The organism is Desulfobotulus alkaliphilus (assembly GCF_007830435.1).
In the GTDB taxonomy this organism is placed as follows: Bacteria; Desulfobacterota; Desulfobacteria; order Desulfobacterales; family ASO4-4; genus Desulfobotulus; species Desulfobotulus alkaliphilus.
In genome coordinates this window covers 70,310-95,425 of record NZ_VLLC01000006.1, presented here as the reverse complement: position 1 = coordinate 95,425, position 25,116 = coordinate 70,310, and the positions used below count along the sequence as shown (strand labels likewise).

Annotated in this window: 19 protein-coding genes; 2 read left to right on the top strand and 17 right to left on the bottom strand. The window is 51.9% G+C overall.

What is annotated here, in order from left to right:
• Genes LZ24_RS05405 through LZ24_RS05395 form a run of 3 tightly spaced genes read right to left on the bottom strand, consistent with a single transcriptional unit; the run spans window position 1 to window position 4,849 of the window.
• Window positions 1–4,218, bottom strand: coding sequence for a PAS domain S-box protein (locus LZ24_RS05405; RefSeq protein WP_144683144.1), 4,218 nt, complete (start codon window positions 4,216–4,218; stop codon window positions 1–3).
• Window positions 4,219–4,247: 29 nt separating this feature from the next.
• On the bottom strand, window positions 4,248–4,616 hold the full coding sequence (locus LZ24_RS05400) for a DUF5615 family PIN-like protein (RefSeq protein ID WP_144683141.1): 369 nt from the start codon (window positions 4,614–4,616) through the stop codon (window positions 4,248–4,250).
• On the bottom strand, window positions 4,613–4,849 hold the full coding sequence (locus LZ24_RS05395; protein ID WP_144683137.1) for a DUF433 domain-containing protein: 237 nt from the start codon (window positions 4,847–4,849) through the stop codon (window positions 4,613–4,615). The genes LZ24_RS05400 and LZ24_RS05395 overlap by 4 nt, the downstream gene beginning before the upstream one ends.
• Before the next feature lie 166 nt (window positions 4,850–5,015).
• On the opposite strand from LZ24_RS05395, the gene LZ24_RS05390 reads away from it, so the two are divergent.
• A complete protein-coding gene (locus LZ24_RS05390; RefSeq protein ID WP_144683135.1) occupies window positions 5,016–5,270 on the top strand; it encodes a type II toxin-antitoxin system Phd/YefM family antitoxin in 255 nt (84 codons plus the stop codon).
• Window positions 5,267–5,686: a type II toxin-antitoxin system VapC family toxin gene (locus LZ24_RS05385; protein WP_144683132.1), complete on the top strand. Its 420-nt coding sequence runs from the start codon at window positions 5,267–5,269 to the stop codon at window positions 5,684–5,686. Before LZ24_RS05390 ends, LZ24_RS05385 begins: the two co-directional genes overlap by 4 nt.
• Here the strand turns inward: LZ24_RS05385 and LZ24_RS05380 are convergent.
• The 14 genes from LZ24_RS05380 to LZ24_RS05315 form a co-directional block, all read right to left on the bottom strand.
• Window positions 5,670–6,938 carry a PAS domain-containing protein gene (locus LZ24_RS05380; protein ID WP_144683130.1) on the bottom strand — a complete coding sequence of 423 codons (1,269 nt, stop codon included), beginning with the start codon at window positions 6,936–6,938 and terminating at the stop codon, window positions 5,670–5,672. The genes LZ24_RS05385 and LZ24_RS05380 overlap by 17 nt on opposite strands.
• A 56-nt stretch (window positions 6,939–6,994) precedes the next feature.
• Entirely contained in the window at window positions 6,995–9,043 is a 2,049-nt protein-coding gene (locus tag LZ24_RS05375) for a methyl-accepting chemotaxis protein (protein ID WP_246118523.1), read from the bottom strand.
• Window positions 9,044–9,523: 480 nt separating this feature from the next.
• Window positions 9,524–10,009, bottom strand: coding sequence for a chemotaxis protein CheW (locus tag LZ24_RS05370; RefSeq protein ID WP_144683128.1), 486 nt, complete (start codon window positions 10,007–10,009; stop codon window positions 9,524–9,526).
• A 156-nt stretch (window positions 10,010–10,165) separates the two neighbouring features.
• Window positions 10,166–11,488, bottom strand: a complete 1,323-nt coding sequence (locus LZ24_RS05365) for an EAL domain-containing protein (RefSeq protein ID WP_144683126.1) — start codon at window positions 11,486–11,488, stop codon at window positions 10,166–10,168.
• Between the two features lie 52 nt (window positions 11,489–11,540).
• Window positions 11,541–13,628, bottom strand: a complete 2,088-nt coding sequence (locus LZ24_RS05360) for a methyl-accepting chemotaxis protein (RefSeq protein ID WP_144683124.1) — start codon at window positions 13,626–13,628, stop codon at window positions 11,541–11,543.
• A 330-nt stretch (window positions 13,629–13,958) separates the two neighbouring features.
• Complete coding sequence (locus tag LZ24_RS05355) at window positions 13,959–15,959, bottom strand: GGDEF domain-containing protein (protein WP_144683122.1); 2,001 nt, start codon at window positions 15,957–15,959, stop codon at window positions 13,959–13,961.
• Between the two features lie 341 nt (window positions 15,960–16,300).
• Window positions 16,301–16,744 carry a response regulator gene (locus LZ24_RS05350; protein ID WP_144683120.1) on the bottom strand — a complete coding sequence of 148 codons (444 nt, stop codon included), beginning with the start codon at window positions 16,742–16,744 and terminating at the stop codon, window positions 16,301–16,303.
• 164 nt (window positions 16,745–16,908) lie between these two features.
• Window positions 16,909–17,166, bottom strand: coding sequence for a hypothetical protein (locus tag LZ24_RS05345; RefSeq protein ID WP_144683118.1), 258 nt, complete (start codon window positions 17,164–17,166; stop codon window positions 16,909–16,911).
• Window positions 17,167–17,184: 18 nt separating this feature from the next.
• Window positions 17,185–18,648, bottom strand: a complete 1,464-nt coding sequence (locus LZ24_RS05340; protein WP_144683116.1) for an SLC13 family permease — start codon at window positions 18,646–18,648, stop codon at window positions 17,185–17,187.
• 639 nt (window positions 18,649–19,287) lie between these two features.
• Window positions 19,288–19,731, bottom strand: a complete 444-nt coding sequence (locus tag LZ24_RS05335; protein WP_144683114.1) for a response regulator — start codon at window positions 19,729–19,731, stop codon at window positions 19,288–19,290.
• A gap of 80 nt (window positions 19,732–19,811) precedes the next feature.
• Complete coding sequence (locus tag LZ24_RS05330) at window positions 19,812–21,284, bottom strand: SLC13 family permease (protein ID WP_144683112.1); 1,473 nt, start codon at window positions 21,282–21,284, stop codon at window positions 19,812–19,814.
• A 58-nt stretch (window positions 21,285–21,342) separates the two neighbouring features.
• Window positions 21,343–21,894, bottom strand: a complete 552-nt coding sequence (locus LZ24_RS05325; protein ID WP_144683110.1) for a CBS domain-containing protein — start codon at window positions 21,892–21,894, stop codon at window positions 21,343–21,345.
• Window positions 21,895–22,108: 214 nt separating this feature from the next.
• Window positions 22,109–23,554, bottom strand: a complete 1,446-nt coding sequence (locus tag LZ24_RS05320) for a sigma-54-dependent transcriptional regulator (protein ID WP_144683108.1) — start codon at window positions 23,552–23,554, stop codon at window positions 22,109–22,111.
• Window positions 23,554–25,056, bottom strand: coding sequence for a sensor histidine kinase (locus LZ24_RS05315; RefSeq protein WP_222427540.1), 1,503 nt, complete (start codon window positions 25,054–25,056; stop codon window positions 23,554–23,556). Before LZ24_RS05315 ends, LZ24_RS05320 begins: the two co-directional genes overlap by 1 nt.
• Window positions 25,057–25,116 lie beyond the last annotated feature (60 nt).

Genomic DNA, 25,116 nt, shown 5'->3' with positions numbered 1-25,116 from the left:
TTATCCTTCCCGATTCAGAATGCGCAGCAGTTTTTCATACTCAAAGGCATCGCTCAGTTTTTTGATTCTGCCCGCAAGGACAGCGTCTTCCTGCCTCAGGGATTCAAGGATGTCATTCATACGGGTGATTTCTCCGTTTTCAACGGCCTCTTTCATGCTGTGAATCAGGTTTGGGGAAAGGTGCTTTATGTCATCGGGGGTGAGGGAAGGATATATCATTGTTTCATCTGGCTCTGTTTCTTCTTTATACATCAGCTCAAGATGGAGGGTTTCCGCCAGAAGTTTGAACAGCTCTTCCATTTTAAAGGGTTTGTTCAGGCAGGCTGCCATACCCGATGCCAGCATATCCTGCATATCTTCCTTCATTACAAGGGTTGTGACCGCAATGACAGGTGTATTTGCTCCGCTTCCATGGCTTTTGATGCGGCGCGTGGCTTCAAGGCCGTCCATGACGGGCATCCGCATGTCCATGAGGATGGCATGGGGCTGCCATATTTCAAAAATTTCCAGTGCCTCCTGTCCATTCTCCGCCTCCCGGATGTCAAACCCGAAGGGAGAGAGCATGGTATGCAGCATACGGCGGTTCTGATCCAGATCATCCACAATGAGAATCCTGCGGGCATCGGGTCTGACTCTGAGTCCGATAATTTTTTTGTCCGGAGAAGCAGAGGGCTGGCTCCCGGCTGCATCGGCCCTTTGTACCGGAACCCGGAGCGTGAAGACGGAGCCGGATCCCGGCTGACTTTCTGCGCTGATTTCCCCGTCCATGAACTCTGCAAGATGTCGGCAGATGGCAAGGCCAAGGCCTGTGCCTCCAGCCCTCAGACCTTCATCCGCCTGATGGAAGGGCAGAAAAATTCTGGCCAGCTCATCTTCGTGAATACCCGGTCCCGTATCTTCCACCTGTGCCACAAGCTGAAGGCTCCCCTGACGGGGGCCGTCTTCCACCCTTACATGGAGCTGAACCATGCCGGATGTGGTGAATTTTATGGCATTTCCCAGAAGATTGATGAGAATCTGCCTCAGTTTGATCACATCTCCTTTCACAAATTCAGGAGTATTCTGGCAGATGACCTGAAAATGAAGGCCCTTTGCTTCGGCCCTGTTATGGCTCACTTTTTCCATGTCATGTAAAAAGGCCTTCAGGCTGAAAATTTCCGGATGGAAGGTGAGTGCATCGGCTTCTATTCTGGCCATTTCAAGGATTTCATTGATCAGCTCCAGCAGGTGATCACCACTTTGACGGATGAGTGCCACCTGTTCCCGCTGTTGGGTAGCAAGGAGGGGGTGGCGTTCCAGAATGGAGCTGAATCCGATAATGGCATTGAGGGGTGTGCGGATTTCATGGCTCATGCTGGCCACAAAGGCACTTTTGGCCCTGCTGGCCTGTTCGGCGGCGTCCTTGGCTTTCTGTAGCTCAAGCTCCACATGTTTCCGGTCCGTGATGTCCCGGGCTGCCGCAAAAATGCCAAGGATTTCCCCTTCCTCACTGCGATAGACGGAGGCGTTGAAGAGAACATCGTAGAGTTTTCCGGAAGTGTGGCGTACCACAAGGGGATAATCCCTGATCTCACCCTTTTCCAGCACGTCCCGGTATCCCTGGCGGGCTGATTCGGAATCCGTGAAGTAAGCTGAAAAATCACTTCCCATGAGGCGATCCCGGCTGATGCCCGTTATTTTTTCCGCAGCCATGTTCACATCCGTAATGATTCCTTCGGCACTGATGGTAACCATAGGGTCCAGGCTGGTTTCAATGAGATTTCTTGCGTGCTGCTGATTTTCCGTAATGTCCCTTGCTATTGCAAGCACACCTGTCACATAACCATTTTCATCCTTGAGCGTTCGGCAGCGCCACGACAGGAGACGCTTGGCACCATCCCTTCTCATCTGCCAGCTTTCCAGAGAAATTACCTGTTCATCCCCAAGGAAGAGGGGTTTTACAATTTCATAGGTAGTCTGTTCTCCCTCAAAGAAGTCCTGCGCTTCTCTGCCAATGACATCTTCTCCGAAAAACTGTATTCCCGCCTCATTGGCCCATGTATAGATCCTGTGGGTGTCCACCTCCATCACAATGTCCGGAACCGTCATGAGAAGGGACTGCTGCCTCTCACTGAGGGCCTTGATTCTTGCCTGTACCTCTTTCTGAGCCGTGATGTCCACGTGGCATCCGACCATGCGCAAGGGGGAGCCGTCCTCAGCCCATGAAATGACACTGCCTGTACAGATGGCCCAAATGATGTGTCCTTCTTTGTGGATATACCTTAGTTCACAGAAAAACGGCTCTCTGCCATGGCTGAGGGTGTGTTTTAGAAAGTTTTCTTGAGCGGCAGCATAGTCCGGCCCATGAAGCAGGCTTTTCCAGGTCCTGATGGTGTTGGGCAGCTCCTCCTCTTTGTACCCGAACATGGTTTTAAAACCGGGGCTGAGATACAGACTCTTTTCAGGTATATTCCAGACCCAATAGCCTGAGAGGGTTGTTTCCATGATGTTTTCAAGGATCATGGTTTTTTTTTGCAGCTCTGAACTTTTTTCCTCAACCATTTCTTCCAGTATCCTGCGCCGCTGGAGCACATGGCTGAGAAAAAGAGCAAGGACTGTGCTCAGAAGGCTTCCTGTCAGGAAAATAAAAAAACCGGATCTCGGGGGGGAGAGCCGGAGGAATTTTGCATTGGCCTTCACGGTAACAACAAATACCCTGCCAAAAATAAAGATGGGGTAAGAGAGGGCAAACCCTGCAGCAGAAATTTCAGGGCCGCTTTCCATCCGGGCAAGAAACTCTGCCCCTTTGTCCGGAGAGAGGAAAAAGATGGTAAAATTCGTCAGGGCTCTGGGGGATGAGACAGAACGAAGAAGCGGCTCCATCCTCACCACAGCCATAACAAAACCCTGGGGTTCACCGGATGTTTCTTTGGAAAAAACAGGGCGGAACACAAAAATTCCCTTTTCTCCCGAATTCTGATGAATCAGGCTAAGGGGAACGGATGCCGTGACAAGACCTGTACGCCAGGATTTTTCCATTGCAGCTCTGCGTAAAGGTTCCGAACCCAGATCAAAGCCCAGAGCCGTTTCGTTTCCTTCCACAGGACTGACCATCATGAGTGGAAAATATCCCCCCTGCATGGCAGGGGAAATCTGTCTGTCCTTACCATCCCTTTGCCAGACCCTGAAATCCTTCATCCCCTTACTGCGAATGGTATTTTCAAAGTCTGTTTTTTCATTATCCCGGACAAGGGGTGCCCAGCCCCAGGCATGGATAGCTGAATCTTTTACAAGGTGGTTCGTGTATGCATGAAATTCATGGGTTTCAACCTTTTCTGACCCTTTAAAGAAAGCAGCGAGTCCTTCAAGCTGATAGTCCCGGAGATCAAAGAGCGCTTCTTTTACGGCCCGTACCTGCCCGTGGGCCAGTTCTGAAAAAATACCGTGACGCCTGTGATTCTCATAGGAATGGCCAGCCCAGCCAAGCAGGGCAGAAAAGGCAATGCCAAGGATAAAAAGGGTCGTGGGAATAAGAAAATGCACAGGGGCAGGAAGGCGATTTTCATTTTTCCTTGACTGGGACAAAAGGTGTGAGACCATGAACAGGGCAGCAATAAGGAAGAGCATAAAAATCAATGGGGGCAGGGTTTTTGGATAAAGACTCTGTTTCCATGCCCTGACATCCACATCCAGACCAAGGATAGCAAGCACCTCACCGTTTCTGGGATCTCTCACGGGCGCAACGCCGGACATGAAGGTGCCCCAGGCATCCGTGTATGGACCTCCGGATATGGAGAAATTTTCCGTAAAAATTCTGGACATGGAGCCGTCATGATCGTCAAGGTAGAGGGTGCCGGGTAGGGCATCCTTGATCCCCGTATCTGTCTGCCCCACATCGATGAAGAAAAAAAGACGGCCTTCCCCGTCTCTGCCCATGAGATAGATGTAGCGGTAGTCCGTTGACAGGCGGATGGCCGTTTCGAACTGTTTTTTTAAGCGCTGGTATTCAGGCTTATTAAGATCGTCAGCAGATCCCGATAGAGCCATGACCCGTTCAGGGTTGATGGTTTCCGCAAGAAGTTCTGTCTGCACCAGAAGGCGGGCCAGAAACTCCCTTTCCGCAAGATGGATTCTCCATGAGGTGAGCAGCAGGGTTCCTGCAAGAAGGACAATCAGCAGTACCGCAAGTACGGGCTGCCTTATCAGGGGAGTCTTGTTTTTCTTTTCGGTATTGCGCATTTTAGAGTTTTTCAATGGCAAATGGCGTTTTATTTTCGGAGAGGTAGAATACGGGCCCTGGATTTTTTTTCATCGATGGTAATCAAAGCCCCTTCTTCGAGATGTTTTTTAAACTGATGTGTTGCTGAAATGATGTAGTCGGATAGATGTTCAGGCGTTACATCCTGGATTCTAATTTGAATGACGCTTGGAAAATCCGTATTTGTTGCGGCGAGTATGGTTCCAAAATCCAAGTCGTGTGTAAAAATGACATATCCATTGGACTTGGCATATTCAAAAATTTCTTTGTCAGGTGTGTTTGGTTTCCCGATAAACGACCAATGTTGGGCTTCCCAGCCGGCATTTTCAAACACGGATACCCACTGAGGGTAAAGATTCATATCTATCAGGAATTTCATGCAGATTCATGCATAAGCGGTATGTCAATTTCCTCAACACGCCAGGCAGCATAGGCAAGCGCTTCGTCAATATCCTCAGATTCAAGATAAGGATAAAGATTTAATATTTTTTCCTTGCTATGACCCGAAGCTACCAATCCTACAATTGTACCGGCTGTTATCCGCATACCACGAATACAGGGTTTGCCTCCCATTACTCTGGAATCAAAGGTAATTCTTGCAAATGTTGACATTGCATCCTCCTAAAAACAAATTTAAGTGCCTCATAATAATACATAAATACAATGCACATGGCAAGCACCTCTATTTACACAGTATTGACTTTGCGGGCTGAGATCTTTATTGTTTAGACAGTCTAGCTTGAACTTGTGGCTTTAACAAGAGTAAATAGGTGACATCATGATTGAAAATTACTGGCAGCTCCAGGACGCAAAAAATAAATTCAGCCATCTTGTAGAGACTGCTCAAAAAAAAGGGCCTCAAATTGTAACGAGGCATGGAAAGGAAGCCGTTGTTGTGCTTTCAGTTGAAGAGTACAAAAGCCTTACAAAACCCAAAACGAGTCTGGTGCAGTTTTTTAAGAATTCACCACTGGCAGATGCAGATATTGATTTATCAAGGAGCAAGGATATTTCAAGGGATATAGACCTATGAATTATCTTCTGGATACATGTGTTATTTCGGAGCTGATTAAAAAGCATCCGGATTCCAAAGTAGTTCAATGGATCTCCAGTGTTGAAGAAATACAATTATTCATCAGTGTTTTGACCATTGGTGAACTGTATAGAGGTATTGAAAAGCTGCCGGAAGGTAAAAAGCGAAACGATCTTCACTGGTGGGTCTCCTTTGATTTGAAAAAAAGATTTCAGCATAAAATAATAAATTTTGACTTAAAGACCGCAGCCATCTGGGGTAAAATTCAGGCAAAGGCAGAAAAGTCGGGACTAAAAATGCCCACCATGGATTCTCTTATCGCTGCTACCGGGATATCCCATGATCTTGTTGTGGTGACAAGAAATATAAAGGATATGGAAAGCAGCGGTGTAGAAATGCTTAATCCCTGGAGCTGAGGGCGGCTTTTCTGGCCAGATTACTGGCATGGGCGATGGTTTTTTCCAGCATCATGTTGCTGCTGCGGAGTTCCGCCTCGGTTTCCTTGTGGTCTGTGATGTCAAAGAGGGTCAGGAGAACGTGGTTGCTGCCGTCCAGAAAGAGGGGCGCTGCGCTGATCTGAAAAAAGAAATTCTCCGTTCTTCCGTGTATGCTGAGGGTATGGGCGCTTTCCACGCCCCGTATTTCCTTGCGGGCCTCAAGGGCGCACTCAAGGGCTGCCCGGATACGGCACTGACCGCAGGGGCCTTCCTTTCTGTATCCGCAGCCCTTTTCCGGTAAATGGGCATGGATGCAGTTCAGAAATTCCCCAATCTGCCTGAACATTCCGCAACTTCCCGGCATGCCTGTGATACCTGAGACAACGGGGTTGATCTGTCGCACCTTTCCCTCCCCGTTGAGAAGAATCATTCCCACGGGGGCTGTGTCAAAAATGGCCTGAAGATTGGCCCTTCTCCGTTCAAGATCCTGATGGGCTATCCATCTCTGCCTTGCGGATTCCTGCCTTGCCCTGTGGCTCAGAATAAAAAGAAAAATCGAGATTCCAGTACCCAGCAGAAGGGAAAATACGGCTCCCTTGTGCAGGATGCCTGCAATGCCAAGGCTGCGTTCTACCATGGCAGATGTGTTGGCAATATTGTTATCCGTGAGGCCGTCAAAGGTAAGGGATATGGTGTTGGACAGGGGCAGGGCCTCTGCCGTGAGCTGCATGTACTGATGGTGCAGCTCCGTCTGCCGCAGGCTGTTGGCAGGGTCCGCCAGTTGCTGCAGAACCGTGTCCATGCGCCGGTGGATGCTGCGCCAGGCATCGTAGTCCGCTTCAGCACGCCGAATAAGCTCGATTCCCTTTTCTGACTGTCTGGGGTTGGTCCGCAGGGCCAGCCAGGCTTCATCTATATATTTCCAGGCTTCCTGCTGATGTACCCTGATGGCTCCATAGGCTTTTGCATCAGCCTTTTCATGAAGGAGAAGGCTGACGGCAAAGGTATCACCACGTATGGCCATGCGGTGCTGGTTCAGGACAGCCAGAGCCTTTAAGTCCGGTATGCGGTTTTCTCCAAAATTTTTTAAGGATGTCTGCAGCATGGAAACGGCGCCAAAGCCCGCCATACCCACGCAGAGAATAATGCTGACCATGGCAATAAAGGAGATGGTAATTTTGAAATCCACGGCCCAGATGCCGTGGGAAGACCGGTCGGCCTTAGGTTTCATGGTTTTTTCCTTTCATTGCCCTTTGCAAGAACTTCTCACTTCCCATTCTTCATTTATCAGAAGCGGGTGAAATCATCGTCGTCATCCATGGGGATCACCTGCTTTGGGTTGATTTCTTTGCCTTTGGTTTGGGCGGGGCGTTTCAGGCTTCTGTCCTGATTCAGCCTTGCCGGAGCCTGTGTCCTTGCAGGGGACGGGCGGTTCTGGCTTTCTTCCCTGTAATGGGTCGTGCCATAGGAATGCCTTCTGGCACTGGCAGCAGCACCACCCACCATGGCCACCAGTTCCTGAACCATGGATTTCATCTGTTCGGCCTGTGCATTCATTTCTTCGGAAGCGGAAGCGGATTCCTCGGCATTGGCTGCATTATGCTGTACAACCTTATCCATTTCCGCAACGGCCCTGTTGATCTGTTCTATGCCCTGTGCCTGCTCCTTGGAGGCGGCGGCAATTTCCGCCACAAGCTGACCCACCTGGGTGTTGCTGGAAGCTACCTCACTGAAGGCGCTGTTGGTGCGGCTGACAAGCTCGCTTCCCTGCTGTACCTTTTTCACCGTACCATCAATGAGTTCTGCTGTGTTTTTTGCCGCTTCCGCAGCCCGCATGGCAAGGTTTCTCACCTCATCGGCAACCACGGCAAAACCGGCACCTGCTTCCCCGGCGCGGGCCGCCTCAACGGCGGCATTGAGGGCCAGCAGGTTGGTCTGGAAGGCGATCTCGTCTATGGTTTTTATGATTTTAGAGGTTTCGTCGCTGGCCTTTGAAATGTCTGTCATGGAGCCGGTAAGCTCGGCCATGGAGGCAGTGGCGGTGTTTACCACCTCCCTTGTCTGACCCATAAGGGTATTTGCTTCCCCTGCATTGTCCGCATTCTGTTTGATCATGGAAGATATTTCTTCCATGGAAGAAGAAGTTTCTTCTATGGATGCGGCCTGCTCGCTGGCGCCTTCGGCAAGGGAGATGCTGGCGGAAGATATCTGACCCGAAGCCGAAGCCACCTGATCTGAACCTTCGTTAAGGCCTCCAATGATGCGGCTTAAATTGGTATTGATGCTCCGTGTGATGATAAGGCCAAGGCCGATGGCCGCAGCTACGGCAAAAATTGCAGAAATACTGATGATGGTGGAGGCAAGGCCCAGTTGTTGGGTCACGGAAAGGGCGGCCTGCCCTGTGTCCGCAATGCCTGCGGCAGCCGTAGCTGAGGCCGCCTGCAGCACCTGTTCCGCAGCCCTGTTTCTCTGTTCCCCCAGCGCTTCCCGCTCCAGCCACGCATTAAGAAAAATTTCCATGTTTTCATGGTAGTCCGAAGCCGCCCTGAGGCAGGTCTGGAGCAGTCTCAGGTTGTGCTCCTGCCGGGTTACCCGTATCAGATCTTCAAGGCTGCGGTTGAGTCCGTCAAAGCGCTCCATGGTCTGCCTGAACCGCTGCACGTCCCTGCCCGCAATGGCCCGCCAGGTGTCTGTGATGATGGCGGTTCCCAGATCCAGAATGTCGTTTCCGGCCTTGATTCTGATGGTGCGTATCCACACCTCGTCACGGATGAAGCGGCGGCCTTCTTCGCTCATGGACCTTTCTGCCGTAGAAAGGTTTTGTTCAAGAAAGCTTTCCATGGCCCTTTCCTGCACCCCGAGATAGGCCTCCATGCTCTGCACGAACTGTTCTGCTGCCCCATCGGCACTTAAGACAGCCCTGCCAATGATTTCAGTCTGCTGTACCGTCTGGTCCAGAAGCTGGCCGTAGGCTTCCGTGGCCCTTGCCGCAGTATCCGCATTGTCCGAAAGAAAGGCCATGTTTCTTGCGGTGGCATGGGCACTGGCTTCCCTGATGTGTTCCATGGTGAGGGCAAGGCTCTCCCTTGCGGCCCGAAGAAATTCCCTGTTTTCCGTGTAGGCGTATCCGCGGGAGGCATACATGGTCATCATGGCCATGCGTTCCACATCGTTTGCCACGGCTACGGCGGGTACACTGCTTTGGGCAAGGTTTTCTGCCACACCGGATACGCGGAACATGCTGACAAAACTGACAAGGCCCACAAAGAGGGTGATGAGGGAAACGGAAAGGAAAGCCGTGATGAGTTTTTTTCCTATGGTCCAGGATTTTTTCATGGAATTTTTCCTTTTTGAAAGAGTTGACAGAAGTTTTCCGGGTGCAGCTCCTCTTTAAGGTTGAAAGCCCCTGAATTTTAAAGGACTTTTTGGGTTTTGATCCTGCAGGAGCCACGGGTATATCAGGGGGTCTTATATGGACGCAGGGTATGCAAATTCCGGTCCTGTCAACACTTGGGGTAGGGGAGAAAACCCTGGATTTCACCGGAAAGCTCTCCGGTTTTGACAGGATGCAGGCTGCCGCCAAAGGTTTTTTATGACTCTGTGGGCCACAACAGGTGCAAGTCCCAGCTCCTGGGCCTGGGATGCTCCTCGGACGGGGGATGGGAGATCGAAAAAAGATGCTGCCTGATTCTGGCTGAGCCTCACTGTGTCCATGGGCAATGTCAGATGCATACCCTCCTCCGTATCGGTGACAGAAATCTTTACACATTGTCGGTTTTTTGAAAAATCTGTTCTCCTGCTGATTGTTTACTGGGTTTAGTCGTTCGTTTTTTCTGCATTGAGGAAGTCAACTTCCTCGGTGGTCAGGATGCTGTCGATGTCCAGGAGGATATTGACCTTGCCGTCCATTTTGGCCATGCCGAGAATATAATCCGTATTGAGTTTTGTTCCAAAGGAAGGGGCAGGTTCTATGTCTTCGGCCTTGATGTTCAGTACCTCGGACACAGAGTCCACAACACAGCCCATCTGGATGGAGGAGGAGAGGCTCCATACTTCAACGACAATGATACAGGTCCGGTCCGTGTAATCCGTGGGTGGCATGGAAAACTTAAGGCGAAGATCCACAACGGGAATAACCTTGCCCCTTAGGTTTATGACCCCCTTAATAAAATCCGGCGTTTGTGGCACGGAGGTAATGGTCATCATACCGATGATTTCCTTAACCTTGATAATTACTATGCCGTAATTCTCTTCTCCCAAAGAAAATGTCAGGTATGTACCGCTTAAACTTTGATTTTCCATAAAGTATACCTCTTAATTATGATGCTTTTTATTAAAATATTTTTACAGAATGCTATTGTGAGCATGTTCTCACAAAGGATTAAATGGTAATAGTTATTTTATAATTTTCGGTTTCGAAAAAATGGCATATTCAAAAATTTCTTTTCATTGCCCCTTTCAGATACTGGAAAGGGACGTTTCCGGGGTTTCTTCCGGGGAATTCTGCCATGGCTCCCGTATGTCGCAGCAGAAAATGATGCTGTATCCGGATGCCTCACTGCTGATCATCCGGGAAAGGGTGACACAAAGTCCGTCCTGAAAAAATGAGCGGTAGGGCCGGGTCCGGCAGATCTTTCCCGGATAGCGCAGGGCGTTTTTCAGATAGGGCCGGAAAAGATTGTCCCTGGCTTTGCCGGGAATCAGGGGCATGAGGGAAGGAGGAGAAACCCTGGATGCGGCATCTGGAAAAACGGGTTCTCCCAGAAGGTGCCCTTCGGAAGTGAGGCAGAAGCAGCGAAGCACATCGGGGTGTTCAAGGAGATTTTTACATGCATCCATAAGGCTGCTTCCTCTGGCAATGGCATCACATCCCTTGCTGAAGGCTTCTCCCAGCAGGGCATACCGGTCATGGTTTTTCTCTTCCGTCAGTGCGGTGTTTCTGTGGTACTTTCTGTAAAGGTTTCCCCAGCCTTTGAAATCAAAGGACGGACTTGGGCCGGGTTTTTCAAAATAGTAGCCCTGAACCAGATCTGCCCCTGCCTCAAGGACGATGACAGCCTCTTCCTCGCTTTCAATTCCTTCTACCAGCACAAGGCTGCCGCTCTGCTGGAGCAGGGAAACCATACCGCAGAAGATATGTTTGATGCGGGCGTTTTTACTGGCATGGGCAATGAGATTTCTGTCCAGCTTAACAATCTGGGGATTGAGCCGCCAGACCCGGTCAAAATGGGACCGGCCCGCACCGAAGTCATCCAGAGCAATATGGCAGCCAATTTTTCGGTAAAAGGCCAGGGCGGAATCAAGGAGAAGGGGGTCTTCCACGGGGTGCTCCATGATCTCAAGGACAATGCTTTCGGGCCGGATGGCAAGTTTTGAAAATACTTCTTTAAGAAAAGGTCCATAGCTGCGGCCGTGGACAGCCACTTCATGGGCAATGTTGACGGATAACCAGAAGTCATTCCGCTTCAGGTCAAGATAGTTTTTTGCATGGAGCAGGCGGCAGATACGGTCTGCCAGCACAATGCGTTTCCGGTTTTTTCCTGAAAAAAGCCGGGGAGGGGGAATGTGGCTGCCCTGACTGTTCTGAACACGTACCAGCGCTTCCATGCCCACGCAGGCCTGATGGGCAGGGCTGAAAAGGGGCTGAAAAACCGATGAGAGTGTCATGTCTTCAAAGCGGGCATGCCAGCGGCCATCCCTTTCATAAAGGAAGGGTTCTATTTCCACCAGCTCAAAGGAATCTTTGTCGGCATAGTCATTGTCAAGCTGCACGACGTTCATGGAGGTATCCTCACTTTTTTTAATCTGCCTGCCCGCATCCGGATTTTTTGCTTCAGGATGTCCTGAAACGGCCCACCATGACCTTCAGGGATTCCGCAAGGCCCGCCAGTTCTTCGGCGCCTTTTCTGACCCCGTGACTGCCGGACTCCATGCGGGTGGCGGCACGGGCAACCTCTGTGGTTTCATGGCTGGCCTCCCCGATGCGTCCTGCAGATGCCCCCACCTTGTCATTGACCTCGGAGATACCCGCAGCGGCTTCACCAATATTGGCCGCTACCTCCTGCATGGTAAAGGCCTGTTCTTCTACGGCGGCGGCTATGCTGGTCACAATATCCTCAATCTCGTTGATGATCTTTGTGATACCGATGATCTCCTGCTCGGAGTTTCTGCTGCTCTCCTGAATGTCTTCAATGCGGGATTTGATTTCCTGGGTGGATTCGCCGGTCTGTCTGGCCAGCTCCTTGATTTCATTGGCAACAACGGCAAAGCCCCTGCCTGCCTCTCCTGCCCGGGCCGCCTCAATGGTGGCGTTCAGGGCCAGAAGGTTGATCTGGGCGGAAATGGCCTCAATGGCTTCGGTCACCTTGTCGATGCTGCGGGCAGAGGCACCGAGGCTGGCCATGCGTTCTGAGGCGGAAGCCCCTTCAATGGCGGCTTTTTTGGCAATGTCACTGGCACTGGAAGCGTTTCTGGCTATTTCTGAAATGCTGGCCGTCATTTCTTCGCTGGCTGCTGCAATGGTGGAAAGGTTGCCCGAAGCCTGGGATACGGCGGCGGCCACATCCTGCATATCCCGGCTGGTGCTGGACAGGGAGCTTTCCGTATTTTTTGAAAGGCTGCGGGTATGCACGGATTCTTCATCCATGCTGACGGAAAGCGTTGTCAGTTCTCTGGCTGTTGTGCTGAGGTCCGCTGACTTATGGCTGATCTGCTGAACCATTTTCCGGATATTTTCCGCAAAACGATTGAACCATTCAGCCATTTCTCCCATTTCATCACGGGTTTTTACATGAAGCCTTCTGGTAAGATCTCCTTCACCTTCGGCAATATCCTTCAGCAGAAGGGATGTTTCCCGGATGGGGGCGGTGATGGCCCGGATGATGAAGAAGGAGAGGACAATGGCAAGTATAAGGCCTGCTGCAGCCATCTGTATGAGGGTTTTCATGGAACCCTGCACAATAAGGTTGGTTTGCCCGCCCCCTTCCATGGCATGGCCGTGGGCTTCACTGGAAAGAGACGTGGCAAGGCTGAGGAGTTCATTGTAGGCAAGGTTCTGGGCCCTTGTTGTTTCCACGGCGCCCTGACGCAAACGTATCAGGCTTTCAACGGCGCTGACATTGGTGTCCAGCGCTCCCATGGAAGCCCTGAGCTGCTTGAGGTTCTGGGGTTGTCGGGTTACTTCCACAAGTTCTGTCATGGTTTGGTGCAGCCGATGGATTTCCGGCAGAAGAGCAGAGAGGGCCTCGCTGTCTCTGCGGGATTCTGCCTCCCATAGGGCCGCATACAGGGCATTGCCGCTGCTTAAAATGTCGCTGCCTGCCTGAATACGGTCGTGGCGGATCTGCAATTCCTCTTCGGAAGCCAGATTCAGCCCTGCCCTCACCATTCCCCTGTCGCCAAAGGCTGAGGCAAGCTGCTGCACCATGGCTTCCTTCTGCATGCCGTTGTATCCAGTGATGTTTTCAATGAAAAGATCGGCAGATCTTGCCACGGCCTTATGGTTCTCCCGGATGTTTTCCGCAGCACTCCGGGAGCGGTTCATGAGGTTCTGGTACCTGGAAAGAATGCTTTCCATGTCCTGCATTTTTTTTGCAAAGTCAGGATTTTTTTTTCCAAGATCGGTTCTTCTGCCGTCCTGCACGGTTTTCAGGGCAAGGCCAGAGGCATTCACCGCAGCGTTGAAATCCCCCTCACTGCCGCTCAGTTCATAGGCTGTCATATGGTATCCGGTGGTTGCCACCTGGGCATAAATGGTGTTGGCAAAGGACCACTGGGGGAGATTTTCATGGATGAGTTCGTCTGTCTGGGAGCGGATATTTCCAAGATTGACGGCGGCGCCAAGGCTCATCAGGAAAATAACGGCCGTAAGAATGCCAAATCCTGCAAACAGTCGGGTGCGCAACTTCATGGTTTTCAGCATCACTGCCTCCTCTGTGGGCACAAATGGTTATCTGCCTCCTTAAGGGAAGCTTCTCAAGGGTTTTAGCAATAAGTGTTCCACAGAGAAGGGGCGTAAGATACCTTTGGTGGCGGGGGAATATTATGTACAGACTTGCTGTTTTGTGGTGGGGAAGTCAGGTTTTTTTACAGGGTGCAAGGGGTCTGATTGCAGGGACTGCATCTGAGTTTGGCAGGCAGAGATGCCCTTTTTATGGTGCAGCCTTTGAAATGCTTAAAGTCTCTATCCTAAAGGCCCTAAAGATATTAAGGCTGTTTTGATAAGGCAAAGACCTTTCCGGATCGTACATGTTTAGACCTGCCCAAGGGCTGTTTCTTCAGCATAACGGCAGACCCGATTTCTGCCTGAGGTCTTGGCCGCATACAGCCCCTTGTCTGCTACACGGATCAGTCCTTCGGGATCTTTTGCATCATAGGGATACACGGCAAGGCCCATGGAAACGGTGATGGAAATTTTTCTGCCATCTTCGGTCTCTGTGGGTGTGAGGGAAACGAGCCTTCGGATTTCTTCGGCCCTTTTAAGGGCGGAGTCCGGGCAGAGTCCCGGCAGGATGAGGAGGAATTCCTCACCGCCGATGCGGCAGGCCACATCATCGGCCCGTACATCCTGTTTCAGGAGAGAGGCAAGCTGGATAAGTACAAGGTCGCCCGTTTCATGGCCATGGGTATCATTCACCCTTTTGAAATGGTCTGCATCCAGCAGAAGAAGACTGAGGCAGCAGTTTTTCCGCTGGCAGCGTAAAAACTCCCGGCGGAGGGTTTCTTCCATGTACCTGCGGTTGTAAAGGCCCGTGAGGGCATCGGTGATGGATTCCATGCGGAGTTTTTCCATGAGATGCAGGGCATTGAGGCTGGCGCTAAGGTGATCTGCCACGTTGCGGGCAAGGGCTGCGCCTGCGGCCTGCCTCTGCATGGGAAAGCCGTGGCGGAACCTGATCGCTAAGAAGGCCGATGGCCCTTCCTGGGGCTGGATGGAGTGAAAAAAGATCCCCTTTGTGGCCGTATCCCTTTTTCTGTTTAATTTTTTAGCGCCAGGGTCTGCAATACCCGGAGGCTTTTTTCCCCATGCTTTTTGCCACAGGGGGGGACCATCCCCGTCCAGCAGGGCCACCATGCCGGAGTCTTCATAAAATAGCTTTCTGCACCCATTAAAGGTGAGTTCTGCCGCAGCCTCGGGTGTGGGCGCTTTTTGGAGTTTTTCCGCAAGGAGGCTGAGCTGGTTCATTTCCCTTCTCTGTTTTTCAAGGTGGGCCACCTGAACGTAAAGCACCATAAGAATACAGATGGCTATCAAGCCTGAAGGCACAAGAAACTTCACAAAGCCATCGGCAATGGCGCGGGTGCGGTTTCCTCCCTGCATGGCATTTTCATGGGCCTGATCTGCGATACTTCCGGCAAGATGGAACAGCTCGCCATAGGCTGTGTTGTGATCGAAGAGGGCTTTTTCCACATTTTTTCTGATTTCAATAAGGTTGCTGATGGCAAGGCCGGTTTCTTCCATGGATGCCATGGCCGTATTCAGAAGCTCGGTATTGTGGCGTTGTCTTGTAACTAGCAGAAGTTCTGTCATGCTCTGCTGGAGAGCAGGGATGCGGGGGAGTAGGCGGGCCAGAAGGGAGGGGCTGCGATGGACTTCGCCCTTCCACAACTCGTTTTCTATCATCCGGCCCATGTCCAGTATGCGGGAGCCCGCCAGAAGCCGCTGCTGGCGGATGATCAGCTCTTCTTCCGTGGAAAGGTTCAGCCCTTCCCGCAGCAGGGGGATCCCTGTGAAAACCGATTCAATCTGCCGGTCCAGCTCCGCCCACTGCATGTCCATATAGGCATGGATGTTCTGAACAAAGGCATGGGAGGCTTTTTTGGCAAAGTTATGATTTTTTTCTATACTTTCAATGGCAAGTCCAATGTCGGAAAGGGCCTGACTGTAGTGGTCCAGTGCCCTTTGCATTTCAAGAATCTGTCTTTGAAATCCGTGGAGTCCTTTTTTCTGGGCCAGTGCTTTTCCATTTTCGAGAATCCGGTTGCAGGCAAGGGTCGACTGGCGGGCCCTTTCCCACGCATCCGCATCTGCGTGAAGAATGTAGTTGAGGATGTGGTAGCCGGTCAGGGAGACTTCCTGATGGATCTGGTGGCCGATCTGAAGCTGGGGCAGGTTGTGCTTTGTGAGGGTTTCCGCATGGCTGCGGACCTGCATGAGATTGAAAAAGGCTATACCCCCTGTTGCCATGGCAAGGATGGCCAGGGCGGCAATACCCGTGAAAATTCGCTGGCGCATTCCTGGTCCCTGCAGCATGGGGGCTTCCTTTCAATTATGGTAATTGTTCAGCACAATAATAGCTGTCAGGCAGGTGCACAGGCATCCAGGCTATTTGCCCGTGACGCAATCTTATTCGGGAGCTTCTTGCCCTGTGCGGAAGCGGCAAAAACTCCCCGCCACAGGCAGGATAAGCTTTTTGATTACCATGGCAGGCTTAAGCACGCTGCCTTTGTGGCGGCTCAGACAGTTTGCCGCTTCTTTCGCACAGGCCTGCAAAGCTCTGATCCGAAACGATTGCAATGTCACTTGCAAATAGCCACGGAGCCTTGCAGCAGTACGAAGCTGTTGAAATTACAGCGGTGGAAATTCTGAATAAGCTAAAACCGCATGCTTTTTTCCAATTTATCCAGACGGGAGCGTTCTTCGGCCCTCCGGATGCGTGCTTCTCTTTTCCTTTTGACCTCTGCGGCCTCTTTTATTTTTTCAACCAGCTCCTTGAAGTCATAGGGTTTCAGGGCATAATCAAAGGCACCCCGCTTCATGCCTTCCACTGCGGTTTCTGTAGAGCCGTGGCCCGTAAGAAGAATTACTTCCGTTGAGATATGATCGGTCTTGATCTGCCTCAGTACCTGAAGTCCGTCCATGCCGGGCATGCGGATATCCAGAATAAGAACGTCATAGGGCTTGGTATCCAGCATTTTCAGGCCGTCCAGACCACTATGCACCTCATCGGCCTGAAAGCCTGCGGCGTTGAGTCTCATGCAGAGTATTTCCGTAAAGTCCTTTTCATCGTCCACCACAAGGATGCGGATGGGAACCATGGATGTCTCCTTTCTGTGCAGCCCCTCGGGCTGTATGTTATTCAGGCTGGCTCCGGGATTCATTGAATCCGTGTATTGCCCCCCACTCCGGGCCCGGCTTCGAGGATCTCGGTCGCCGGTGGAGAGGGGGGGATTTCAGGAACTGGTCCCGGCAGCGCTGGGTTTTATCCACCGGAGCTTTGGGCAAAAAAATCCCAGATCAGAGGATAAACATAATAAAGAATCATCAGAATGGCCACACTGAGGGGCCAGAACCATGATTTTTTAATGATTGCAGGGTTCCATGTGTTTTTACCCCTGGGCAGATGATGCAGGGGCCGGAGCAGGTCGTAGAGGTGGTCTGCCTCGGTTTTAATTTTTTCATCATTTTTCTTTTCGCCATCTGGAAGATCTTTCATGGTTTTTTCCGCATCTCTGCCCATGGGTAAGCTCCTTTCTTATCAGTGTATGCCGATTAAAGGCCAGTATAGCAGGGCCGCTGCCACGGATACAAGAAGCAGGATCAGGCACCAGGGAACGGCCACCTTGATGAAGTCTATCTGGGTAAAATAGCCTGCGCTGTAGGCAATGATGGTGGGGGGGCAGCCGATGACCAGCATGATAAAGGAGGTGGTCACAGGGGCCAGAAGGGCTACGGCCACAGGAGACATGTTCAGCATGTCCGCCATGGGCAGGGTGATGGGCAGGGTCAGGGCCACCGCTGCGGAGTTGCTCATGAGACTGGAGAGGAAGGAGCCGAAAAGTCCAAGGCCATAGAAAATGGTGAAGCTGCTTTTTCCTTCCAGCATGGGAAGCAGGCTTTCCGCAAGGAACTGGCCCGCACCCGTCTGCAGCATGGCCATACCCAGAGAAACACCGGCACCAAAAACGATCCAGGATTCCCAGGGGAATTTGTCGCAGACGGTTTTAAAGGAGACCCATCCCGGGCCACAGAAGCCTACCATGGCAATACAGGCGGCCACGCTGACATGCCAGCCCGTAAAATCTCCCAGAAACCAGAGGATAAAGGTCAGAACAAAAACAATGCTGACCCCCAGTTCCGCCGTGCTCATGGGGCCGGGGTCGTCCAGTTCAATGCCTTTGAGTTCCTTTTCTTCGGGTCTGAAAAGAAAATATACCACGGCCCAGGTGGCAATGGCCGTAAAGATACTGATGGGCATCTGGATGATGAGGTACTCCATGAAGCCGATCACCTTTCCCACGCCCGTGGTTTCCTCGGTGTAGCGGTAGAGCACTTCCAGGGCCAGCGGGTTACGACCGCCACCGATCATGGTGCCAAAGCCCCCTGCGGATGCAGCCATGGGAATGAGCATGAGAAAGAATTTGGGAAGTTTGTGGCCGCTGCCGGGCTTCATGCCCATGGCCATGAAAACAGGAACAAAGGCAAACACCATGATAACGGTGACCGTTGCATCGTGGAGTACGGTAGCCGTAAGGGTGCATCCCACGGCAAGGATAAAGCTGAGTTTTTTGACGTTGGTTCCCGCAAATTTCAGCAGATAGTACATGAGCCGTCTGGCAAGGCCCACTTCGTTGAGGATGACACCGAACATGATGATCATGAGAACAAACATCACCGCAGGGTTGGCATAGGGTGTCCATGCATCGTTTCTGCCCACAATGTCAAAGGCGATCATGCCGCCCCCGACACAGAGGGCTGTGACACCGATGGGCAGGGCTTCGGTTGTCCATAGAACAAGAATGGTGACCAGAAGGGCCAGCAGTCTGTGGCCTTCGGGAGAGAGATTGTCCGGCGTGGGAAGAAGATAGACAAAGATACCCAGAGCAACGGCAACGGTGCATTTGATGATGATGCTCATGCCGGACTGCGGGGGACTTTGGGGTTCCTCATGGTGGTCAACAAGGCGGTTGGGGGGCGGGGTCGCATGATCCTGGGCTCCCATGGTATAAACTCCTTTCACAATCTTCTGTTTTATTTTTGCTTCCCTGAGCAGGGAAGGATGTTGAAGAAAGGCCTGAATTTTTTATAGCTTTTTTATTTCAGGCCACTTTTTAAGGTTTTTTTGCAAGGATGATACCGGAAAATGTCTTTTGGTTTTTTTAAAAAGCAGAAATTTGGTTAATTTTCTTTTTTTGAATTGGGATTCCCTGAAGGTGGCGAGGATGGGGATTATTTAAGGCTTAATGGATTTCTCATTATTTTTTTGAAGGGCAGGTTCGTGATATGAAAGAAGGGAAATGGCAGGGGCTGAATTGAAAAAAAACCCGACAGTTTTTTGGGGGTCTTGTCAGTGGCCTTTACACTTTAGGCTTTGGGCAGACAGGTCACAGAAAGAGCTTTGTTCTGGCAAGGGAGCGTGTATTTTCTGCATCATCCTAAGAAAAAAGGACACCGGAAAACCGGTGTCCTTCTTAACGGGGAGTATGGAGGGAGTTTCCCGTCCGGGCAGGGTCCCCGCTGATCGGGGGGCGATCTGATCCCTTTCCGGAGGGGGAAAGGAATCTGCGGGGCTGGACGGGAACTCCCCGTTCGTGGGGCTTATTCAATGGATGTTTAGCTGCAATAAGCAGACCACAGGCCTTTAAAAACGCATGTGTTTTTCCAGTTTGTCCAGTCGGGAACGTTCCTCCGCCTTTATGATCCGCCTTTCCCTTTCATTTTTAACCATACGGGCTTCTTTGATTTTATCTAAGAGATCCGCAAAGTCGTAGGGCTTCAGGGCATAGTCAAAGGCGCCTTTTTTCATGCCTTCCACGGCGGTTTCCGTGGAGCCGTGGCCTGTGAGCAGGATGACTTCCGTTGAAATATGGTCCGTTTTAATCTGTCTGAGAACCTGCAGGCCGTCCATGCCGGGCATGCGGATATCCAGAATCAGAACGTCAAAGGGTTTTTCATCCAGTTTTTTGAGGCAGGCCTGACCATCATGCACCGCCTCTGCCATATGTCCTGCCTCCGTCAGTCGCAGGCAGAGCATTTCCGTAAAATCCTTTTCATCGTCCACCACCAGAATGCGTATGGGTTCCATGGGTTTTATCTCCTTTTTTTATGAACCGGACCTGAAGAGGTCCGGTTTTTTCGATGGTGTTGTTGTTTGAAAATGGGTTTTTAACCCCCATACACCCCTATCATGGGCCAGTATAAAAGGGCGGCAGCCACGGAAATCACCAGCAGGCAGATACACCAGGGCACGGCTACCTTAATGAAATCCACCTGGGTGAAGTAGCCAGCACTGTAGGCGATGATGGTGGGAGGGCAGCCGATGACCAGCATGATGAAGGAGGTGGTGATGGGTGCCAGCAGGGCTACGGCCACAGGCGACATGTTCAGCATGTCCGCCATGGGCAGGGTGATGGGCAGGGTCAGGGCCACGGCTGCTGAGTTACTCATGAGGCTGGAGAGGAAGGAGCCGAAGAAGCCAAGGCCAAAGAAGGTGACAAAGGATCCCTGACCTTCAAGGAGGGGCAGGCAGGATTCCGCAAGGAACTGACCTGCACCGGTTTTCAGCATGGCAAGGCCTAAGGAGACGCCAGCGCCGAATACAATCCAGGACTCCCAGGGGAATTTGTCACAGATGGTTTTAAAGGAAACCCAGCCCGGAGCGCAGAAGCCCACCATGGCCATGGCTGCCACCACACTCACATGCCAGCCCGTGATATCTCCAAGGAACCAGAGGATAAAGGCACCAAGGAAAACAAGGCCCACACCCAGTTCCGCCGTACTCATGGGACCGGGATCTTCCAGTTTAACACCCACCAGCTCCTTTTCTTCGGGTCTGAAGAGAAGGTAAACCACAGCCCAGGTGGCAACGCCTGTGAAAAGGCTGATGGGAAACTGGATAATGAGGTACTCCATGAAGCCGATGACCTTGCCCACACCTGTGGTCTCATGGGTGTAGCGATAAAGAATTTCCAGAGCCAGTGGGTTACGACCGCCACCGATCATGGTGCCAAAGCCCCCTGCGGATGCTGCCATGGGAATGAGCATGAGGAAGAATTTGGGCAGCTTGTGGCCTGCGCCGGGCTTCATGCCCATGGCCATGAAAACGGGAACAAAGGCAAATACCATGACAACGGTAACCGTGGCATCGTGGAGGATGGTGGCCAGCGAAGTGCAGCCCACGGCAAGGATCAGGCTCAGTTTTTTTACATTGGTGCCTGCAATTTTTAAAAGGTGATACATGAGGCGTTTGGCAAGGCCCACCTCATTCAAGACAACGCCGAACATGATGATCATGAGAACGAACATAACGGCAGGGTTGGCATAGGGGGTCCAGGCGTCGTTTCTGCCCACAATATTTAAAGCGATCATGCCCGCACCCACGCAGAGGGCCGTGACACCAATGGGTATGGCTTCAGTGATCCAGAGAACAAGAACCGTGACCAGAAGGGCCAGCAGCTTGTGGCCTTCGGGGGAAAGGTTGTCCGGTGTGGGAAGGATATAAACAAAAATCCCTAAGGCAATGGCAATGGCGCATTTGATGATGATACTCATGCCGGACTGGGGGGGTGTTTCCGGATGCTCATCAATCACCAGTTCATTGGGGCCGGGTTTTTTCAGCTCCTGTGTGTTTTCAGCCATGTTTCAGTCTCCTTGTGAGAAATAAATGAATATAAAATGCGGACGGTTTTATCCGTCGCTAAATTTTACAGGCTTTGATCTGTCTCTGGATTTCCCGGTAAACATCGGAAAAACGCAGAACCCCTGCCACCACGGGTCCGTCCATGGCAAAGATGGCGTCATGGCCGAAAATCACAAAGGCGTGCAGGGCATCGTTGAGGCTGGCATCTGCGCCAATGATCTGGGAACGGGGTGTGCTTTTGACAAAGTCTCTGACCCGCATGTCCTTTGCCCTGACACAGAGATCGTCAATGGGTTTTGACCAGAGCTGGGTCTGTTTTTTCATGGAATCAATGACGTAATTGACATTGGAGATAAAAGCACCTGCTTCTTTATCCACAACCTTGTCGAAATTGGGTTCCAGCCCCCGGACAATATCAATGGGGGTGAGTTTGCCTACAATTTTACCGGCATCATCAAAGACAAGAAGGATGCGCTGCTCCTGTTTGCCCGCAAGAAAGGCTTCCTGGGATGCCTCAAGGGCCAGTACGGCTTCGGTGAATGTGGCGGAGTCCTGAATGGTGGGGAATTTTTCCGTGGGGACCATGAAGTCTCTGACAAATTGTTGCATGGGCTTTTTCTCCTCCCGCTGGGGTTCATGGACACGGGCTTTCTTTAAGCCCGGGTGTTTGCTGAGAGGAGATTTTGCAAGGGGTGTGCCAGAAGTTTTTTGTTTGGTATTGCCTTGTAAATATTGGGTTTTTTTGGTGGGTGTCAGGGGGGTGGTGTCCGCATGGTTTCCAGGCTGTCCAAGGGGGTGTAAGGTCTCTGGACGGGAGGCTGGATCAGTCTTCGGCTTCCGTTTTTATGGAGGTTTCCATTTTCAGGTTATACTTATCAATGCGGGCGTGGAGGGTGGGCCGGGACATGCCCAGCAGCCTTGCGGCCTGGGACCGGTTGCCGCCGGTGAACTTCAGGGCTTCACTGACCATAAGCCGGGCACAGGTATCCATGGTTTCATCAAAAAATGAAGTACTTTCTCCCTTTTCCAGACCGGCGCGTATCCACTGCCGGATACCGTCCTCCAGATCCGGGGTTTTTCTTGTGGTATCATTGAGGGGTGGCGGGTTTCCCATATCGAGATCCTCGGCAGCAACGGGCATGCCCCGGTTGAAGATAATGGCCTTGTGCAGGACATTGCCGAATTCCCGGATATTGCCGGGCCAGTCATACTGCTCCAGCCTGCCCCGGGCCTCATCGCTGATGCCCGGATTTTCCATGCCCGATTCCATGGCAAAACGATGCAGGAAATAATCCGTTAAAAGGCTTATGTCTCCCTTTCTTTCCCTGAGGGGCGGCAGGGTGAGGCTGACCACATTGAGGCGATAGTAGAGATCTTCCCGGAAGATGCCCTCTTCTATGGCCTGTTCCAGATTGCGGTTGGTGGCGGCAATGATGCGCACATCCACAGGAATGGTGTCCCTTCCGCCAATGCGTTCAATGCTGCGTTCCTGCAGCAGCCGCAGGAGCTTGGACTGCAGGGAAAGGGGCATGTCTCCGATTTCATCGAGAAACACCGTACCGCCGTTGGCCTGTTCAATTTTTCCCATGCGGCGCTGAACGGCACCGGTAAAGGCTCCCTTTTCATAGCCGAAGAGCTCGGATTCCAGAAGGGTTTCCGGTATGGCAACGCAGTTGATGATCTGGAAGGGTTTATCGGATCTGCTGCTGTGCTGATAGATGGCACTGGCCACAAGTTCCTTGCCTGTGCCGGACTCTCCCCGGATCAGCACCGTGGCCTCGGTGGCCGTAACCCGGCCGATGGCCTTGTAAACCTGCTGCATGGCAGGGCTGCGGCCGATGATGGCCTCGTTGACGGTGACAGGGGGTTCGCTGTCTTCACCCGAAGAAATCTGGGTCTTCATGAATTTTCCCGCATCCAGGGCTTTTCCTATCAGCGTCAGCATTTCAGGAATGTCAAAGGGTTTTAAAATGTAGTCAAAGGCGCCGGCCTTGGTGGCTTCGATGGCGGATTCCGTGGTGCCGAAGGCGGTCATGATGATGACGGGCAGGCGGGGATGGTTGTCGTGGATGATGGCAAAGACTTCAAGGCCGTTTTTGCCGGGCATCTGTATGTCCACAATGACCAGATCCGGTATCTTTTCTCCGATGAAGCGCAGGCCCGCTTCTCCGGATGCGGCGGTACTGACCTGAAAGCCCTCTGCCGTGAGCAGGCGCTGAAAACTGGTTCTGAGCTGATCGTCGTCATCAATAATGAGAATGTGGGCCATCAGGCCTCTCCTTTTTTCCGGTCCGTGCATGGCAGCAGAATATCAAAGGTGGTTCCGTTGCCGGGTACGGAACGTACCTCAATGGAACCGCCGTGGTTTTCGATGATGCGGTTTGCAATACTCAGGCCAAGGCCCGTACCGTCTTCCTTGGTGGTGACAAAGGGATCAAAGATGCGGGGAAGGAGGTCCGCCGGGATACCCGGCCCCGAATCATGGATGCGGATGCGGGCCATGGGTTTTTCTTGGTTTTCAAGGCCTTCGGATATTTCCATGTGGCCGGGTCTTCCTTCCATGGCCTGACAACTGTTTTCAATGAGGTTGACCAGAACCTCCTTGAGCTGTTCCGGATCCCCTGCGATCTGGGGCAGTTCTTCTTTGCGGTTCAGGGTGACGGTGACATCATAGGAGGCCAGCCTGTGTTTCAGCAGGGTCAGGGCCTGATCCACCACATCCGAGGGGCAGATGGACTGGATTTTCAGTTTCGGGGGTCTGGAAAATTCCAGAAAATGCTGAACGATGGTGTCTATATGATTGATTTCGCTGGAAATGACATCAAAATCCTCCCGCTGGTCCTCATCCAGCTTCAGGGAGCGGGACAGGGAAAAAAGCCGCATTTTGACGGAGGTGAGGGGATTGCGTATGGAGTGGGCCATGCCAGCGGCAAGCCTTGCCACCATGACCATGCGTTCGGCCTGTTCCAGATTTTCCCGGCTGCGCTCCAGCCTGCGGGAGGCCTCCCCAGCATCACGGATCAGGCCCTGAACGCCCCTGCTTACGGCGTTGACCTCGTTGCCTTTTTGGAAATTCATGGCTCCCGTGGCCTGGGCCAGTTTTCTTAAGGGCCTTAGAATCTGCCTTGATATTTCCATGCCAAGGACGAAAACAAGGGCCGAGGTGATGAGGAGAATGAAAAGGGTGAGGTTTCTGACCTGTCGGGTTTCCTTTCTCACATTTTCCTGAAGGTCGCTGAGGGCATGGGCCTGAAGGGTTTTAAAGTCTTCGCAGAGCTGGATGATGCGGAAAAAGAGCATGCGGATTTCCGGATGCTGCTCCTGTCCTTCCTGAAAGCGGCCAGAGACATAATGGTCAATGACGCCGTCTTTCATGAGAATATAACGCTGATAGTTTTTGTCGATTTCCCGGATCAGGTCTTTTTGGGCCGGTGTCCGGGCCCGGCTTTTCGCATCTTCCAGCTTCTCCCTGAAGATCCGCCGGTATTCCCCCAGTCTCCGCAGCCATTCAGGATCCCTGTCCTGCATATAGTAGGTAACAAAGCCCTTCTGGTTGATCATGGCCGTTTCCAGGGCTTCAGCGGACTGGAAGGCTGCAATGCTGCGGGGAATGTCTTCGTTGACCAGATTTTCAAGGGTCCGGGTGTACCAGGCCATGATGCCTGTTCCCGCACTCATCAGCAGAAGAATACCGCCGAGGGAAAGGTAAAGACGGCTCCTTAGGCTGAGGATGCCGTCCTTATCCGATGTGCCTGATACCGGAGAGTCCATCTTGTTTCCTTGGAAAAAACAGGGGACGGTCATGCTGTCCCCTGTTTTTTGTATCGAAGC